This window comes from Pseudomonas linyingensis, assembly GCF_900109175.1.
GTDB lineage: Bacteria > Pseudomonadota > Gammaproteobacteria > Pseudomonadales > Pseudomonadaceae > Geopseudomonas > Geopseudomonas linyingensis.
In genome coordinates, this window is record NZ_FNZE01000014.1 from 17,724 (window position 1) to 32,731 (window position 15,008).

Sequence of the window (15,008 nt, forward strand, 5' to 3'; positions counted from 1 at the left end):
GGGTTCATCATGAGCGAAGAAGATCTGGAACAGGACGAGCTGGAAGGCGCCGACGAGGCCGACGAGGAGCTGGGTGCGGCGCCGGATGACGATGGCGACAGCGACGACGAGGTGGCTGCCCCGGTAGCCAAGAAGACCAAGAAGGAAGCCGAGCCCGAGGAACTGCCCACCATCGAGGCCAAGCAGAAAGAGCGCGACGCCTTGGCGCGGGCGATGGAAGAGTTTCTCGCGCGCGGCGGCAAGGTACAGGAAGTCGAATCCAACGTGGTTGCCGATCCGCCCAAGAAGCCGGACAGCAAGTACGGCAGCCGCCCCATCTGATCGATCCGATCACTGGCAGGCGCAAAGGCGACCCCGGAGTTGATCCGGGGTCGCCTTTTTTGTGTCCGCGAATCGTCAGTTCAGGCGCAGCGGATAGCTGAGCAGCAAAAAGTGCAGCAGGTTGACTGCCGCGTGCAGCAGCACGGCCGCGGCCAGACGGCCAGACCGCTGCAGGACCCAGCCGTAGCCGAGCCCGGCGACGCCGGCGACCAGCGCAAAGGTCAGGCTGAAAGGCGCGTGGGCCAGGCCGAACAGGGCCGCGCTCAGGGCGATGCCGCGGCTGGCGCCGAGACGCGCGACCAGCGCGCCCTGCAGCACGCCGCGAAACAGCAGCTCTTCGGCCAGTGCCGTCACGCCGAGGTTGAGTGCCAGCCAGACGGCCAGCTCGGCCGGCCATTTCGGCTGCCAGGCCACCACGCCGAGGGCCAGGGCCAGCGCCGGCACCGCCAGCAGGGTGGCCAGGGCCCAGCGCCAGGCCGACCTCGCATGCTCCACCGGCCGGCGCGGCTGGCGCCACCACCAGGCCAGCAGGGTGACGCCGACCAGCAGCTTGTCCCAGGACAGGCGCAGCGCATATGGCGGCGCGTCCGGGCTGATCGAGCGTGGCACGCCAAGCGGCAGCGGGCTGAAGCCGGGCAGGACGTGGGCGGCGAGGGCCAGGCCGGCCAGCAGCGTGCCGCCCAGCCACAGCCCGCCGGACAGCCGCGGCCGGGCACAGAGCACCCAGGCGGCGAACAGCGCGCCGCCCAGCAGTCCGGCCGGCTGGATGCCGCCGGCGAGCAGCCCGGCCAGCAGCACCAGCGCCGGCGCCAGCAGCGGCCAGAGCAGCTGGCCGGGGCGGGTTTGTGGGTAGTCGGCAGTCACCGCGAAGGCGGGGCTGTCGTGCGGCATCAGGCGGCCTGCCAGCGCGCCAGCAGCGCCGGCAGCTCGGCGAGGCTGGCGATCTGCGCATCCGGCGTGCCCTCGCCGTCCCAAGCCTTGCCCTGCGGGTTGACCCAGATCGCCCGCATGCCGGCGTCCTGGGCGCCCTGGATGTCGTCGCGGGGATGGTCGCCGATATGCACGGCGGCCTGCGCCGGGACGCCGGCGTGCTGCAGGGCGGCGTGGAAGGCGCGCGGATCGGGTTTGCTGACGCCGAGCTGTTCGGCGTTGAAGGCGAAGCGGAAGTAGCCGGCGATGCCGATGCACTCGACGTCGGCGTTGCCATTGGTCAGCACGCCCAGGCTGAACTGTTCGGCCAGCTGTTCGAGGGTCGGGCGCACCTCGGGAAACAGGCTGACCTGCTGGCGCGCGGCGAGGAAGTGGCTGAAGGCCGCTTCCGCCAGCTGCACCGCCTCGCGTTCGGCATAGCCGGCCTGCTGCAGGCTGTGGCGCAGCACGCGGCGGCGCAGCTCGCTGATGCGCCCGTTGAGGCCCGGTTCCTGCTCTAGAAGCCACTGGCGGTTGTGCTGCAGCTGCGCGCTGGCTTCGTCGCCGAGGCGCGGGGCATGCTCGGCCAGCCACGCCAGCAGGCCGGCTTCGGCGGCCTGCAGCACCGGGGCGACATCCCACAGGGTGTCGTCGAGGTCGAAGGTGATCAGGCGCAGGGTCACGGGCATTCTCCGCTGTGGGTGAGAGGGCCGAGTGTTTCGGTCGGTTTCTGCATCATACCGCCGCTGTGCGGGGCTGGATCAGTCCTGGCCGTCATCTTCGTCGCCGCGGGGCGGCGCGGCGCTGTCTGGAGTGGCGTCGGTGCGCCGGTGCGCGCGCGGGTGGGCCTGGTCGTAGATGCGCGCCAGGTGCTGGAAGTCCAGGTGGGTGTAGATCTGCGTGGTGCCGATGTCGGCGTGGCCGAGCAGTTCCTGCACCGCGCGCAGGTCCTGGGAGGACTCCAGCATGTGGCTGGCGAAGCTGTGGCGCAGCATGTGCGGGTGCAGGTGCTGGCCCAGTCCGCGCACTCCGGCCTGGCGCACGCGCAGCTGGATGGCCCGCGGACTCAGGCGCTGGCCGCGCTGGCTGATGAACAGCGCCTGGTCGACGGCGGCGCCCTGACGGATCTCCAGCCAGGCCTGCAGGGCCTCGCGCGCCTTGCGCCCGACCGGCAGCGTGCGCACCTTGTTGCCCTTGCCGTGCACCCGCACCAGGCCGGAGTCCAGGTCGAGCTGCGCCAGGTCCAGCCCAGTCAGTTCGGACAGGCGCAGGCCGGAAGAATAGAACAGCTCGAGCATGGCCTGGTCGCGGCGCTCGAGAAAGTCGTCGGCCGGCGCAGCGTCGTCCGGCGTATCGACGCCCGGCGCGCCGTCGAGCAGCTGCTGGGCGCGGTCGGTGTCGAGCAGCCTGGGCAGGCGCTGTTCGCCCTTGGGTGGGTGCAGGCCGGCGCTGGGGTCGTGGCGGCAGTGGTTCTCGCGGATCAGGTAGCGGTACAGCCCGCGCACGGCGGAGAGGAAGCGCGCCAGGCTGGGCGCGGCCAGGCCCTGCTGGTGCAGGCTGGCGAGCATGCGCCGCAGCTGGCGGGTTTCCAGCTGTGGCCAGCGCTCGAGGCCGGCCTCGGTCATCAGCGCCAGCAGCTTGTCGAGGTCGCGGCGGTAGCCGGCCACGCTGTGCGGCGACAGCTGGCGCTCGCTGCGCAGGTGTTCGAGGTAGGCGTCCAGTTCGGTTTGCATGGCGGACTCCTGGTGGTGGCGGCTGGGGTGCCGCGTGCGGCCAGCCTGTGGGAGGCGCGACCTCGCGGCGATGCGGGCCGCAGGCCCGCCTCAAGCTCAACAGCTTCGCCCCGAGGGCGGACCTCCGACAACAGCGGCCGCGTGTCAGCGCACCGCGCGCAGCGGCGGCACCAGGCGCGGCAGCAGGCGGGCGACGATCTCCGCCACGTGGCCGAGGAACACGGTGCCCAGCGAACTCTTGTAGTGCTGCGGGTCGGGGCTGCCGAGGGCCAGCACGCCGTGCAGGCCCTGATGGCTGAGCACCGCCACCGCGGCCGAGCCGATGCTGGCGATGTTCTCGGCGGGGAACAGGAAGGCCAACTCCTCGGCGCGCAGCACGCCGCACACCGTCTTGTTGCCGGCGAGCAGGGCGCCGACCGCCTGCTGGGCCTCGCTCTGGCTGACCCAGTGGCCCACCGCCGGCGGGTTGTCGCTGAACAGCAGCAGGCTGACGAAGGGCACCTGGAAGTCGTGGCGCAGGCTGTCCTCCACCGCGGCGACCAGCTCCTCGAGGCCCTCGGCGTCGAGCAGGGCGACGATCAGCCGACGGGTACGCTCGAACAGCCGATCGTTGTCGCGGGCGATGTCCATCAGTTGGGTCAGTCGGGTGCGCAGCTCGTGGTTGCGCTCGCGCAGCAGGCGCAGCTGGCGGGTCACCAGCGACACCGCGTGGCCGGCCTCGTGGGGAATCTGCAGCTCGGCGAGCAGCTCGTCGCGGCCGACGAAGAACTGCGGGTGCGCGGCCAGCCAGGCGGCGACCTGTTCGGCGTCCAGCTCCGGCAGCTCGCTCACAGGCGCACCTGGCCTTCGAACACGCGTAGCGCCGGGCCGGTCATCATGACCGGCTGGCCGGGGCCGGCCCACTCGATCGACAGGCTACCGCCGGGCAGGCTGATCTGCACCGGCGACTGCAGCCAGCCCTGGCGAATGCTGGCCACCGCGGCAGCGCAGGCGCCGGTACCGCAGGCCTGGGTCTCGCCGCAGCCGCGCTCCCACACGCGCAGGCGCGCGTGGTGGGCGTCGACCACCTGCAGGAAGCCGATGTTGGCTTTCTGCGGGAAGCGCGGATGGGTTTCCAGCTGTGGGCCGAGCGTATGTACCGGCGCGGTGTCGACGTTGTCGACGCGCAGCACGCCGTGGGGGTTGCCCATCGATACCGCAGCCAGCTCGACGGTCTGACCGCCGACCTCGACCTCGTAGGCGAGCGCGGCCTCCGGGGCGACGAAGGGGATCTCCGCCGGCAACAGGCGCGGCGCGCCCATGTCCACGGTGATCTGCCCGTCGCTGCGCACGTTCAGCTCGATCACGCTGTTCTTGGTCTCGACGCGGATGCGCTTCTTGGCGGTCAGGCGCTTGTCGATGACGAAGCGGGCGAAGCAGCGCGCGCCGTTGCCGCACTGCTCCACCTCGGAGCCGTCGGCGTTGAAGATGCGGTAGCGGAAATCCACGTCCGGCCGGCTCGGCGGCTCGACGATCAGCAGCTGGTCGAAGCCGACGCCGGTGTGGCGGTCGCCCCACTGGCGCACATGCTTGGGCTGCACATGGGCGTGCTGGGTGACCAGGTCGAGGACCATGAAGTCGTTGCCCAGCCCGTGCATCTTGGTGAAACGCAGCAGCATGCCGGCCTCCGGATCAGTTGGGCAGCAGGCTTTCGCCGGCGTACAGCTCTTCGATGCTCTCGCGGCGGCGCACCAGGTGCACCTGCTCGCCATCCACCAGCACCTCGGCGGCGCGGCCGCGGGTGTTGTAGTTGGAGCTCATCACGAAGCCGTAGGCGCCGGCCGAACGCACGGCCAGCAGGTCGCCCTCGGCCAGGGCCAGCTCGCGGTTCTTGGCGAGGAAGTCGCCGGTCTCGCAGATCGGTCCGACCAGATCGTAGCAACGCACTTCGCCGGCATGCGGCTGCACGGCGCTGACGTCCATCCAGGCCTGGTACAGCGCCGGGCGGATCAGGTCGTTCATCGCCGCGTCGATCACCGCGAAGTCCTTGTGCTCGGTGTGCTTGAGGTACTCGACGCGGGTCAGCAGCACGCCGGCGTTGGCGACGATCGAGCGGCCCGGCTCGAACACCAGGGCCAGTTCGCGACCGGCCAGGCGCTCGCGTACCGCCTTGATGTAATCGCCGGCCAGCGGCGGCTCCTCGTCGCGGTACTGCACGCCGAGACCGCCACCCAGATCCAGATGCTGGATCTGGATGCCGCGCGCGGCCAGGCGGTCGACCAGCGCCAGCAGGCGCTCGAGGGCGTCGAGGAACGGCTCGAGCTGGGTCAGCTGCGAGCCGATGTGGCAGTCGACACCGACCACCTCAAGGTTGGGCAGCTCGGCGGCGCGGGCGTAGACCGCCTCGGCGGCGTCGATGGCAATGCCGAACTTGTTCTCCTTGAGGCCGGTGGAGATGTACGGATGGGTCTGCGCGTCGACGTCGGGGTTGACGCGCAGCGACACCGGCGCCTTGACGCCCAGCTCGGCGGCCACCTGCTGCAGGCGCTCCAGCTCGACGTCGGACTCGACGTTGAAGCAGTGCACGCCGACTTGCAGCGCACGGCGCATGTCGTCGCGGCTCTTGCCGACGCCGGAGAAGACGATCTTGCCGGGCTCACCGCCGGCGGCCAGCACGCGTTCCAGCTCGCCGCGCGAGACGATGTCGAAGCCTGCGCCGAGGCGGGCCAGCACGTTGAGCACGCCGAGGTTGGAGTTGGCCTTGACCGCGAAGCACACCAGGTGCGGCATGCCGGTCAGCGCGTCGGCGTAGGCGTGGTACTGCGCCTCGATGTGGGCGCGCGAATAGACGTAGGTGGGGGTGCCGAAGCGCTCGGCAATCGCGGACAGCGCCGCGCCTTCCGCGAACAGCTCGCCGCCGCGGTAGTTGAAAGGTTGCATGCAGGCCTCCTGAAGGAGTCCGGACGTCCGCGACTGGGCGGGATGCGCCGGACTCTTAGAATTCGAAACGGTCTTTGCTGCTACCGGCTTTTTCATCGCCCGGAAGATACAGCGGACCCTTCTGGCCGCAGCCGGTGAGGCCGGCGCTGAGCACGATCAGCGCAAGGAACGGAAGCAGCAGGCGCTTCATGGCGGAAATCCTTGTAAAAGCATCGATTGCGCCGGAGTATACCGACCCCCCGAGGGCTTGCCTATGCGCCGGGACGCACGGCGGGCGCGGCCTGCGCGGTGCGTCGCCAGCGTGCCCGGCAAGCGGGGCGATGCCATTTCCTGTTCGAGCGGAGAAGAGTCCATGAGTCTTACTGAAGCCCGCTTCCACGCCCTGGTGGATGCCCTGCAACTGGCGGTCGAGGACGCCTTCGATGCCACTGATCTGGATGTCGACCTGGAGAACAGCGGCGGCGTGCTGACCGTGCGCTTCGACAATGGCAGCCAACTGATCTTCAGCCGTCAGGAGCCGCTGCGCCAGTTGTGGCTGGCGGCGCGCTCCGGCGGTTTCCACTTCGACTACGACGAGGCGGCCGGTACCTGGGTCTGCGACGGCAACGGCGAGGCGTTGCCCGCCATGCTCGCGCGTCTGGCCAGCGAGCAGGGTGGCGCCGCGGTGGATTTCACCGCGCTCTGAGCGCGACCCGCCTGCGCCGCCGGTCGCCGGCGCTCGGGTTGCTTATTTGTCGCGCTGTGGTAGGGTCAGGGCAGACCCCGCCTGCGCCGGTTGTATAAAGACACCGCGTCGGGCGATGCGCCGTTGAAGCCGCGCCCCGCACCTGTCCCGCTCGGGAAAAGGTGCGGGGCGCGGTTTTGCTTTGCCTCGCCGACGTCCGCGATGTTTTCACACAGCCAGTGTGGCGGGGTTTTCCTTTTCGCGATCCATCCATCAGGAGCCCTGCCGACATCATGAGCCTGTCGCCGCCGATTACCATTACCCGCCTCGACCTGCAGCGTCTGGAGAAGATGCTGGACAGCCTGGAGGCGTTCAATCCCACCGCCGAGGCGCTGGAGCGCGAGCTGGGCCGCGCCGAGGTGGTCGGTCTTGACGAGGTGCCGCCGGGGGTGGTGACCATGAACTCCACCGCCCATTGCCGCGAGGAAGCCAGCGGCAAGGAGTACCACCTCACCCTGGTCTATCCACAGGAGTCCGGGCGCGAGGGCAGCGTCTCGGTGCTGGCGCCGGTGGGCTGCGCCCTGCTCGGCCTGTCGGTGGGGCAGACCATCGACTGGGCACTGCCCGGGGGCAAGACCCTGCAGCTGAGCCTGCTCGGCGTCGACTACCAGCCGGAAGCCGCCGGCGAGGTGCGCTGAGCCCGCGTCAGTCCGCAGCAATGCAAACAGCCCGCGCCGGGTGATCGGTCGCGGGCTGTTTGCATTTCAGGGGCGTGGCAATGGCTGTCGGGCACTGCGCCGCTGTCGCGCCTAGGCGCAGTCCCGCGGGCATCTACGGTCGGATGTGGCTGGCCACGGGTGCCGGGTCCTGGCTGAGCAGCGCCAGGCAGCGGAGCTGTTTCGCATCTTCTCGCGGGCCGTCGTAGCAGAGGCGCTGCGGCGGACCCTCGACCAGCCTGGCCGGGCCTAGGCCATAGGGATTGCCCTCGGCCGCCTGGGCCAGCGCCTGCGCGCTGGAGAAGCCGGGGGCGAGGGTGTTGAGGCGGTTGTAGAGCTGGATGCGCGCATCCAGATCGTGCAGCTGGGCCAGGTACTGGCTCATGTCGGGTATGGCGACAGCGACCAGTATATTGCCGATGGGATTGCGCCAGTCCTGGCGGCGCGGGGGCGGTGACTGCCGCAGCCCGTCGGCAAATTCGCTGGCCGTTAGTTGCGATGCACGGGCGATGCGCTGGTAGTCGGGCAGCGTGGCGTTGCTGCTCATGTTCGGCTTGAACAGCAGCTGCAGAGCGAGGCGCCCATGTTCCTGAGGGAAGTGCGGGTCCTCGCGCATCGACGCGAAGCCCTTGGCGAGCATCGCGAACTCGCTCTGCATGGCGCTCTGTAGCGAGCGCTCGGCGGCCGTCAGGGGCGGCAGAGCGGCCGGGCGCTCGATCAGGCCCTGCTGGTACAGCGCGGCGAGGACGCCGACATCACTGGCGAACAGGCGGACGATGGCCATCTTCTGGGTCAGGGTGTCGGCGGCGGCCAGGTGTCGGCGCCAGTGGCCGATGTCTTCCTCGAGCAGGGTTCTGGCCTGTTCGGCCTGGTCGTCTTGGCGTAGCCGGCAGGCGTCCAGCGCCAGCAGGCGATTGCCGGCCAGCAGGACGACATAGTTGGGCTGCGGTTCCGACAGCTCGCTGGCGGCCAGGCTGCGCAGGTCGGCGAGGCGCGCGACCTGCCGATAACGCTTGAGCAGCTCCCGCCCCTGCTCCAGATGCGCCTCGTCGCGCGCCGGCTCCAGGCAGTAGCCATGTTCGTTGTGTTGCGCTGCGAGCTTGGGAATATCCAGTTGCCGGAGTGGCGTCGGCTGGAACGAGTCATCGAAGGGCGAATGCGTGGCGCGTCACTGCCGGTATTCGGCCAGGCGTGCCCGGCCGGCGGCCCGCGGCTCTGTCGCGGCAACCAGGCCGAGCAGGTAGAGGTAGCCGTCGCTGCTGTCCCGCGGGCTGTCGACTGCCTGGACCCAGGCGCTGGCCTCGGGGTGCAGCGAATCGTCGCGAACCCAGTACAACGTCAGGGTAATGGCCAGGAGCAAGATGGCAGCGAGTGCGTAGCGGGTGATGCGCAGCGGGCGACTCATGAGGGGGACGTCCTGGTCCGGTGTGGGACCCGCATGATAGATCCGTCCCGGCCACGATGTTCGTCGAGGCGGTCAAGGAATGTCGCTGAAATGTGAGGCCGACCCATTGGCGGCTGGCGCAGGCCAGGGAAGGGCAAGGTGAGGCGGGAAGGTGAAGCCGCAGTCGCGTGCTGCAGGCGTGGTGGAGGCGGGCAGCGCAGTGCGCGCTGTCCGCCCGGGTGTTGGTCAGGCCGGCTGCAGAATGGTCAGCAGGCCGCGGACCTGTTCGGCCGCGTCCAGGCCGAGGCTGGTCAGGTAGCCGCCGTCGACTTCGGTGATCAGGCCCTTGGCGTGCAGGCGCTCGCCCGCGGCGATCTTCTGCGGTGCGGCGTCGTGGTGGATCTTGAGGCCCTCCTGGGTATTGTCCGGGTTGAACAGGGCGAGCAGTTCCACTTCGGCGATCAGCTCGGGGGTCAGGTTCATGGTGCCTCCAGTGCAGGGCAGGGCGACCGAAAGGGTCGCGCTCAAGGGATGTTGCCGGTTGTCTTGTTCGTTTTATTCGTCTTCTTCGTCGTCCGCATCGCCCAGCGCTTCCGGCAGTTCAGGCAGGGCGCGCAGCATGGTTTCGTAGCCGGAGCCGTCGAACGGCCGGTTATCCGCCAGCATGTTCTCGATCTCGTGGGCAAGGATCAGCGCCATCAGGCGCACGGCCTCGCTGCGTTCGTAGCCGACCAGGGTCAGCTTGTTGAGGGTCGCCTGGGCGGCGGCCGGCTCGCCGGCGGCGATCTGGTTCTCGATGGCTTCGATCAGCTTGTTTTCGGCGAAGACCGCATCGTCTTCGGCGGAGTTGTGACTCATGGCGGAGTTCTCGTCAAGCGCCGGAGGATTTTCTTCGTCCAGCTGGCAGAGGGTGCAGCTGCCGTCATCCGGGCGGCTGGTTTCCACGTAGCGCAGGCGCCGGCTGGCCGACTGGCGGTCGGCACTGACGCGAAAGCGCGGGCGGTCGGCGGTGGACATGGCGGGCTCCGGAGCAACTGACGGCTCCTTCATAACCCGCCGATGGTGGGGGCGGCAAGCGCTCCTTGGTCGGAGCGCTGCCGAAGCGACCTCAGCGCGCAGCCAGCAGGGCCTGGCCGCGGGCCACGGCGGCGCGCACCTGGTTGGGCGCGGTGCCGCCGATATGGTCGCGGGCGTTGACCGAGCCTTCCAGGGTCAGCACGGCGAACACGTCGTCGCTGATCTGATCGCTGAACTGGCGCAGCTCATCCAGCGACATCTCGGCCAGGTCCTTGCCGGTCGCCACACCGTACTTCACCGCGTGGCCGACGATCTCGTGGCAGTCGCGGAACGGCAGGCCCTTGCGCACCAGGTAGTCGGCGAGGTCGGTGGCGGTGGAGAAGCCGCGGCGGGCGGCCTCGCGCATCACCTCGACGCGCGGCTTGATCGCCGGGATCATGTCGGCGAAGGCGCGCAGCGAGTCGCGCAGGGTGTCGGCGGCGTCGAACAGCGGCTCCTTGTCTTCCTGGTTGTCCTTGTTGTAGGCCAGCGGCTGGCCCTTCATCAGGGTCAGCAGTCCGGTCAGCGCGCCGAACACCCGGCCGCTCTTGCCGCGCACCAGTTCCGGGACGTCGGGGTTCTTCTTCTGCGGCATGATCGAGGAGCCGGTGCAGAAGCGGTCCGGCAGCTCGATGAAGTTGAACTGCGCGGAAGTCCACAGCACCAGCTCTTCGGAGAAACGCGACAGGTGCATCATCGCCAGCGAGGCGGCGGCGCAGAATTCGATGGCGAAGTCGCGGTCCGACACGCCGTCCAGCGAGTTGCCGCCGATGGCCTCGAAGCCGAGCAGCTGGCAGGTGATCTCGCGCTGGATCGGGTAGGTGGTGCCGGCCAGCGCAGCCGAGCCCAGCGGCATGCGGTTGACGCGCTTGCGGCAGTCGACCAAGCGCTCGTAGTCGCGCGACAGCATCTCGAACCAGGCCAGCAGGTGGTGGCCGAAGCTCACCGGCTGGGCGGTCTGCAGGTGGGTGAAGCCGGGCATGATCACTTCGGCGTGCTGCTCGGCCTGGGTCAGCAGGCCCTGCTGCAGGCGGGTGATTTCGCCGAGGATGACGTCGATCTCGTCGCGCAGCCACAGGCGGATGTCGGTGGCCACCTGGTCGTTGCGGCTACGCCCGGTGTGCAGCTTCTTGCCGGTGATGCCGATGCGGTCGGTCAGGCGCGCCTCGATGTTCATGTGCACGTCTTCCAGATCGACGCGCCAGTCGAACTGGCCGGCCTCGATCTCGGCCTGGATCTGCTGCAGGCCGGCGATGATGGCGTCGCGCTCGGCGGCGCTCAGCACGCCGGCCTGCTCCAGCATGGTGGCGTGGGCGATCGAGCCCATGATGTCGTGGCGATACAGGCGCTTGTCGAAGTCGACGGAAGCGGTGAAGCGGGCGACGAAGGCATCGACCGGTTCGCTGAACCGGCCGCCCCAGGACTGGTTGGTTTTTTCGCTGCTCATCAGGTGTCTCGTGCTGTGTTCATGCAAAGGACGGAGGCCCCACGGGGCGTATGCCCGGCATGATACCAGCTCGCCCGGCAAAACCCGGCAGCGGCGTTCGGTGACCCAGGTCACCCCCTGCCATGCTGCGGGCTTGCCGGACGAACGGTCGCGGCGGACACTGGCTGGATGCGCAAATCCTGGTTTGCCGGCACCCGACCGCCGGCCTCGTCCGCTGACTTCTTCCTCCCCGAACTGTGCGCGCCCGAGGCGCTGCTCAGCCTGGTGCTGCTGGCCGAGCTGCTGGTGCTGGTGCTGGTGCTGGCCGAGCCGCTGCAGCCGTCGTTCGACTGGGTGCGTCTGGCGTTGACCTCGCTGTTCGTGCAGTGGCTGGTGCTGCTCTCGGCGGCGGCGCTGTGCCGCCTGCGGCCGTGGCTGATGGGCCTGCCGCAGGCGCTGGCCGGCATCCTCTGCGGCGCTCTGGTGGTGGCGCTGACCCTGGCCTGCACCTGGGCGGCCGGCTGGTTCGGGCTGTCCGTGCCGCGCCCCCAGGAGGGCCAGCTCAACCTGTATCTGCGCCACGGGCTGATCGCGCTGATCATGTCCGGGCTGGTGCTGCGCTACTTCTACCTGCAGAGCCAGTGGCGGCGCCAGCAGCAGGCCGAGCTGCGCGCCCGGCTCGAGGCGCTGCAGGCGCGCATCCGCCCGCACTTCCTGTTCAACAGCCTGAACAGCATCGCCAGCCTGATCGCCAGCGCTCCTGACAAGGCCGAGCTGGCGGTGCTCGACCTCTCCGACCTGTTCCGCGCCAGCCTGGCCAAGCCGGGCAGCCTGGTGGCCTGGCGCGACGAGCTGGCCCTGGCGCGGCGCTACCTGTCGATCGAGCAGTACCGCCTGGGTGAACGGCTACAGTTGGATTGGCAGATCGCCGGTGTGCCGGACGATCTGCCAATCCCGCAGCTGACCCTGCAGCCACTGCTGGAGAACGCCATCATCCACGGCATCCAGCCGCGCATCGACGGCGGCCTGATCGAGGTGCGCGCCAGCTACGCCGGCGGCCTGTTCCAGCTGTGCGTCAGCAATCCGCTGGCGGCCGAGGAGGCGGCGGAGTCGGGCGGCACTCGCCTGGCGCTGGGCAATATCCAGTCGCGACTTGCGGCACTTTTCGGGCCAGAGGCAGGTCTGAGCATCGAGCGCCGTGACGGACGGCACTTCACCTGTCTACGCTATGCTTGTGCAAGACCTACGCAGGAAGCCAGAACATCATGAATGTCCTGATCGTCGACGATGAACCCCTGGCGCGCGAGCGCCTGGCCCGGATGGTCGGGCAACTGGATGGCTATCGCGTGCTCGAGCCGCTGGCCAGCAACGGCGAAGAGGCGCTGAGCCTGATCGACAGCCTCAGGCCGGACATCGTCCTGCTGGACATTCGCATGCCCGGTCTGGACGGGCTGCAGGTGGCGGCGCGGCTGTGCGAGCGCGAGGCCCCGCCGGCGGTGATCTTCTGTACCGCCCACGACGAATTCGCCCTCGAGGCCTTCCAGGTCAGCGCGGTCGGCTACCTGGTCAAGCCGGTGCGTCCCGAGGCGCTGGAGGAGGCGCTGAAGAAGGCCGAGCGGCCCAACCGCATGCAGCTGGCGGCGCTGACTCGTCCGGCGGAGGACCACGGCGCCCCGCGCAGCCACATCGGCGCACGCACCCGCAAGGGCATCGACCTGATCCCGCTGGAGCAGGTGATCTACTTCATCGCCGACCACAAGTACGTGACCCTGCGCCACGAGCACGGCGAGGTGCTGCTCGACGAGCCGCTGAAGGCGCTGGAGGACGAGTTCGGCGAGCGCTTCGTGCGCATCCACCGCAACGCGCTGGTCGCCCGCTCGCGCATCGAGCGCCTGCAGCGCACGCCGATGGGACACTTCCAGCTGTACCTGCGCGGCCTTGGCGACGAGGCGCTGACCGTCAGTCGCCGCCATGTGGCCGGGGTGCGCAAGCTGATGAACCAGCTCTGAGGAAGAGCGTGCCGGCTGTCTTCTGCATACTGCGGGGTGCCTTGGCGCGTCGAGCGCAGCCTGCAGGCAACGGGCCGCTTTCCATCCCCCTGGCCAATCCAGCCTGAGCCCCGAGCCTGTTATCATCGCGGCAGTCCATCTGCTTCTGGAATTGCCCATGTCCCGCCAAATCCGCATTGCCACCCGCAAGAGTGCCCTCGCCCTGTGGCAGGCCGAACACGTCAAGGCCCGTCTGGAGCAGGCCCATCCGGGGCTGACCGTCAGCCTGGTGCCGATGGTCAGCCGCGGCGACAAGCTGCTCGATGCGCCGCTGGCGAAGATCGGCGGCAAGGGCCTGTTCGTCAAGGAGCTGGAAACCGCCCTGCTAGAGAATGAAGCCGACATCGCCGTGCACTCGATGAAGGACGTGCCGATGGACTTCCCCGAGGGCCTGGGCCTGTACTGCATCTGCGAACGCGAAGATCCGCGCGACGCCTTCGTCTCCAATACCTTCGCCAGTCTCGATGCGCTGCCTGCCGGCAGCGTGGTCGGCACCTCCAGCCTGCGCCGCCAGGCCCAGCTGCTGGCGCGCCGCCCCGACCTGAAGATCCAGTTCCTGCGCGGCAACGTCAACACCCGCCTGGCCAAGCTGGATGCCGGCGAGTACGACGCCATCATCCTCGCCGCCGCCGGTCTGATCCGTCTCGGCTTCGAGGCGCGCATCCGCGCCTTCATCAGTGCCGAGGACAGCCTGCCGGCCGGCGGCCAGGGCGCGGTGGGCATCGAGTGCCGCACCGCCGATACCGAGCTGCACGCCTTGCTGGCGCCGCTGCACCACACCGACACCGCCGACCGGGTAACTGCCGAGCGCGCGCTGAACAAGCGGCTCAACGGCGGCTGCCAGGTGCCGATCGCCTGCTACGCGCTGCTCGAAGGCGACCAGCTGTGGCTGCGTGGCCTGGTCGGCCAGCCCGACGGCGGCCTGCTGCTGCGGGCCGAGGCCCGCGCGCCGCGCAGCGAGGCCGAGGCGCTGGGCGTGCAGGTGGCCGAGGCGCTGCTGGCCCAGGGCGCCGCACGCATTCTCGCCGAGGTGTACGGCGAGGCCGGCCAGCCGTGAGTGGCTGGCGCCTGCTGCTGACCCGGCCGACCGAGGATTGCGCCTCGCTGGCGCAGACGCTGGCGGCGCAGGGCATCTTCGGCCACTGTCTGCCGCTGCTGGAAATCGAGGCGCTGGGGGAAACCCCGGAGCAGCGCACGCTGTTCCTCGACCTGGACCGCTACTGCGCGGTGGTGGTGGTGAGCAAGCCGGCCGCGCGCCTGGGGCTCGAGCTGCTCGACCGCTACTGGCCGCTGCCGCCGGCGCGCCAGGGCTGGTTCGCGGTCGGCGCCGCCACCGGCGCGCTGCTCGAGGACTACGGCCTGGATGCCAGCTGGCCGGACAGCGGCGACGACAGCGAGGCGCTGTTGGCGCTGCCCGCCTTGCAGCAGGCCATCGACGTGCCCAACCCGCGGCTGCTGATCCTGCGCGGCGAGGGCGGGCGCGACTGGCTGGGCGAGCGCTTGCGCGAGCGCGGCGTCGCCGTGGACTATCTTTCCCTGTACCGGCGGCGTCTGCCGGAATACCCCGCCGGCAGCCTGCTGCAGGCGGTGCGCGAGCAGGCGCTGAATGGCCTGGTGGTCAGCAGCGGCGAGGGCCTGAGCCATCTCTGCCAGCTGGCCGGCGACGACTGGCCGCAGCTGGCAGGCTTGCCGCTGTTCGTGCCCAGCCCGCGGGTGGCGGCGCTGGCCCGCGAGGCCGGCGCCCGGGATGTACGAGACTGCCGCGGGGCCAGCGCTGCGGCCCTGCTGGCGCAACTGGCGGCCGAATCCGGCGCCATGGAACGCTGAGAGCG

Annotated in this window: 19 protein-coding genes; 7 read left to right on the top strand and 12 right to left on the bottom strand. The window is 69.7% G+C overall.

The genetic code is table 11. From position 1 onward, the window contains the following. Nucleotides 1-9 precede the first annotated feature (9 nt). Nucleotides 10-321 carry a transcriptional regulator SutA gene (gene sutA / locus BMZ19_RS16235; protein ID WP_090312725.1) on the top strand — a complete coding sequence of 104 codons (312 nt, stop codon included), beginning with the start codon at nt 10-12 and terminating at the stop codon, nt 319-321. Between the two features lie 75 nt (nt 322-396). Here the strand turns inward: sutA and BMZ19_RS16240 are convergent, their stop codons facing one another. The 7 genes from BMZ19_RS16240 to lptM form a co-directional block, all read right to left on the bottom strand. Continuing rightward, a complete protein-coding gene (locus BMZ19_RS16240) occupies nt 397-1,212 on the bottom strand; it encodes a CPBP family intramembrane glutamic endopeptidase (protein ID WP_090312629.1) in 816 nt (271 codons plus the stop codon). Continuing rightward, nucleotides 1,212-1,913, bottom strand: a complete 702-nt coding sequence (locus tag BMZ19_RS16245) for an HAD family hydrolase (protein WP_090312630.1) — start codon at nt 1,911-1,913, stop codon at nt 1,212-1,214. The genes BMZ19_RS16240 and BMZ19_RS16245 overlap by 1 nt, the downstream gene beginning before the upstream one ends. Nucleotides 1,914-1,991: 78 nt before the next feature. After that, nucleotides 1,992-2,963, bottom strand: a complete 972-nt coding sequence (gene xerC, locus BMZ19_RS16250) for a tyrosine recombinase XerC (RefSeq protein ID WP_090312631.1) — start codon at nt 2,961-2,963, stop codon at nt 1,992-1,994. A 144-nt stretch (nt 2,964-3,107) separates the two neighbouring features. Further along, the gene (locus BMZ19_RS16255; protein WP_090312632.1) at nt 3,108-3,794 is read right to left on the bottom strand and encodes a DUF484 family protein; all 687 of its coding nucleotides are present in this window, start codon (nt 3,792-3,794) and stop codon (nt 3,108-3,110) included. Further along, nucleotides 3,791-4,621 carry a diaminopimelate epimerase gene (gene dapF / locus BMZ19_RS16260; protein ID WP_090312633.1) on the bottom strand — a complete coding sequence of 277 codons (831 nt, stop codon included), beginning with the start codon at nt 4,619-4,621 and terminating at the stop codon, nt 3,791-3,793. The genes BMZ19_RS16255 and dapF overlap by 4 nt, the downstream gene beginning before the upstream one ends. 13 nt (nt 4,622-4,634) lie before the next feature. Next, on the bottom strand, nt 4,635-5,882 hold the full coding sequence (gene lysA / locus BMZ19_RS16265; RefSeq protein ID WP_090312634.1) for a diaminopimelate decarboxylase: 1,248 nt from the start codon (nt 5,880-5,882) through the stop codon (nt 4,635-4,637). Nucleotides 5,883-5,937: 55 nt separating this feature from the next. Continuing rightward, complete coding sequence (gene lptM / locus BMZ19_RS16270) at nt 5,938-6,072, bottom strand: LPS translocon maturation chaperone LptM (protein ID WP_090312635.1); 135 nt, start codon at nt 6,070-6,072, stop codon at nt 5,938-5,940. Between the two features lie 162 nt (nt 6,073-6,234). Between lptM and cyaY the strand changes: the two genes are divergently transcribed. Then, nucleotides 6,235-6,567 (top strand): iron donor protein CyaY, encoded by a 333-nt coding sequence (gene cyaY, locus BMZ19_RS16275; protein ID WP_090312636.1) that lies wholly within the window; start codon nt 6,235-6,237, stop codon nt 6,565-6,567. Between the two features lie 272 nt (nt 6,568-6,839). Continuing rightward, on the top strand, nt 6,840-7,244 hold the full coding sequence (gene rnk / locus BMZ19_RS16280; protein WP_090312637.1) for a nucleoside diphosphate kinase regulator: 405 nt from the start codon (nt 6,840-6,842) through the stop codon (nt 7,242-7,244). Between the two features lie 133 nt (nt 7,245-7,377). Here rnk and BMZ19_RS16285 read toward each other — a convergent pair whose 3' ends face one another. From BMZ19_RS16285 to argH, 5 genes are all read right to left on the bottom strand, one after another. Further along, the gene (locus tag BMZ19_RS16285) at nt 7,378-8,046 is read right to left on the bottom strand and encodes a hypothetical protein (RefSeq protein ID WP_090312638.1); all 669 of its coding nucleotides are present in this window, start codon (nt 8,044-8,046) and stop codon (nt 7,378-7,380) included. Between the two features lie 384 nt (nt 8,047-8,430). Further along, entirely contained in the window at nt 8,431-8,667 is a 237-nt protein-coding gene (locus tag BMZ19_RS16290) for a hypothetical protein (RefSeq protein ID WP_090312639.1), read from the bottom strand. A 225-nt stretch (nt 8,668-8,892) separates the two neighbouring features. Continuing rightward, on the bottom strand, nt 8,893-9,129 hold the full coding sequence (locus tag BMZ19_RS16295; RefSeq protein ID WP_090312640.1) for a TIGR02647 family protein: 237 nt from the start codon (nt 9,127-9,129) through the stop codon (nt 8,893-8,895). Between the two features lie 72 nt (nt 9,130-9,201). Continuing rightward, nucleotides 9,202-9,663 carry a hypothetical protein gene (locus BMZ19_RS16300; protein WP_170847794.1) on the bottom strand — a complete coding sequence of 154 codons (462 nt, stop codon included), beginning with the start codon at nt 9,661-9,663 and terminating at the stop codon, nt 9,202-9,204. A 91-nt stretch (nt 9,664-9,754) separates the two neighbouring features. Further along, entirely contained in the window at nt 9,755-11,149 is a 1,395-nt protein-coding gene (argH, locus tag BMZ19_RS16305) for an argininosuccinate lyase (protein ID WP_090312641.1), read from the bottom strand. Between the two features lie 168 nt (nt 11,150-11,317). On the opposite strand from argH, the gene BMZ19_RS16310 reads away from it, so the two are divergent. The 4 genes from BMZ19_RS16310 (at nt 11,318) to BMZ19_RS16325 (ending at nt 15,003) form a co-directional block, all read left to right on the top strand. Then, nucleotides 11,318-12,397, top strand: coding sequence for a sensor histidine kinase (locus BMZ19_RS16310; protein ID WP_090312642.1), 1,080 nt, complete (start codon nt 11,318-11,320; stop codon nt 12,395-12,397). Next, nucleotides 12,394-13,137, top strand: coding sequence for a LytR/AlgR family response regulator transcription factor (locus BMZ19_RS16315; RefSeq protein WP_090312643.1), 744 nt, complete (start codon nt 12,394-12,396; stop codon nt 13,135-13,137). The genes BMZ19_RS16310 and BMZ19_RS16315 overlap by 4 nt, the downstream gene beginning before the upstream one ends. Nucleotides 13,138-13,294: 157 nt before the next feature. Beyond that, nucleotides 13,295-14,233, top strand: a complete 939-nt coding sequence (gene hemC, locus BMZ19_RS16320) for a hydroxymethylbilane synthase (RefSeq protein ID WP_090312644.1) — start codon at nt 13,295-13,297, stop codon at nt 14,231-14,233. Further along, nucleotides 14,230-15,003 carry a uroporphyrinogen-III synthase gene (locus BMZ19_RS16325; RefSeq protein WP_090312645.1) on the top strand — a complete coding sequence of 258 codons (774 nt, stop codon included), beginning with the start codon at nt 14,230-14,232 and terminating at the stop codon, nt 15,001-15,003. Before hemC ends, BMZ19_RS16325 begins: the two co-directional genes overlap by 4 nt. Nucleotides 15,004-15,008: the final 5 nt, after the last annotated feature.

Excerpts from the sequence above, each read along its gene's own strand:
- rnk (WP_090312637.1), top strand. The coding sequence starts at position 6,840 with ATGAGCCTGTCGCCGCCGATTACCATTACCCGCCTCGACCTGCAGCGT.
- BMZ19_RS16290 (WP_090312639.1), bottom strand. The coding sequence starts at position 8,667 with ATGAGTCGCCCGCTGCGCATCACCCGCTACGCACTCGCTGCCATCTTG.
- lysA (WP_090312634.1), bottom strand. The coding sequence starts at position 5,882 with ATGCAACCTTTCAACTACCGCGGCGGCGAGCTGTTCGCGGAAGGCGCG.
- xerC (WP_090312631.1), bottom strand. The coding sequence starts at position 2,963 with ATGCAAACCGAACTGGACGCCTACCTCGAACACCTGCGCAGCGAGCGC.
- BMZ19_RS16310 (WP_090312642.1), top strand. The coding sequence starts at position 11,318 with ATGCGCAAATCCTGGTTTGCCGGCACCCGACCGCCGGCCTCGTCCGCT.
- BMZ19_RS16300 (WP_170847794.1), bottom strand. The coding sequence starts at position 9,663 with ATGTCCACCGCCGACCGCCCGCGCTTTCGCGTCAGTGCCGACCGCCAG.
- dapF (WP_090312633.1), bottom strand. The coding sequence starts at position 4,621 with ATGCTGCTGCGTTTCACCAAGATGCACGGGCTGGGCAACGACTTCATG.
- BMZ19_RS16295 (WP_090312640.1), bottom strand. The coding sequence starts at position 9,129 with ATGAACCTGACCCCCGAGCTGATCGCCGAAGTGGAACTGCTCGCCCTG.
- BMZ19_RS16285 (WP_090312638.1), bottom strand. The coding sequence starts at position 8,046 with ATGGCCATCGTCCGCCTGTTCGCCAGTGATGTCGGCGTCCTCGCCGCG.
- BMZ19_RS16315 (WP_090312643.1), top strand. The coding sequence starts at position 12,394 with ATGAATGTCCTGATCGTCGACGATGAACCCCTGGCGCGCGAGCGCCTG.
- lptM (WP_090312635.1), bottom strand. The coding sequence starts at position 6,072 with ATGAAGCGCCTGCTGCTTCCGTTCCTTGCGCTGATCGTGCTCAGCGCC.
- argH (WP_090312641.1), bottom strand. The coding sequence starts at position 11,149 with ATGAGCAGCGAAAAAACCAACCAGTCCTGGGGCGGCCGGTTCAGCGAA.
- hemC (WP_090312644.1), top strand. The coding sequence starts at position 13,295 with ATGTCCCGCCAAATCCGCATTGCCACCCGCAAGAGTGCCCTCGCCCTG.
- BMZ19_RS16240 (WP_090312629.1), bottom strand. The coding sequence starts at position 1,212 with ATGCCGCACGACAGCCCCGCCTTCGCGGTGACTGCCGACTACCCACAA.
- sutA (WP_090312725.1), top strand. The coding sequence starts at position 10 with ATGAGCGAAGAAGATCTGGAACAGGACGAGCTGGAAGGCGCCGACGAG.
- cyaY (WP_090312636.1), top strand. The coding sequence starts at position 6,235 with ATGAGTCTTACTGAAGCCCGCTTCCACGCCCTGGTGGATGCCCTGCAA.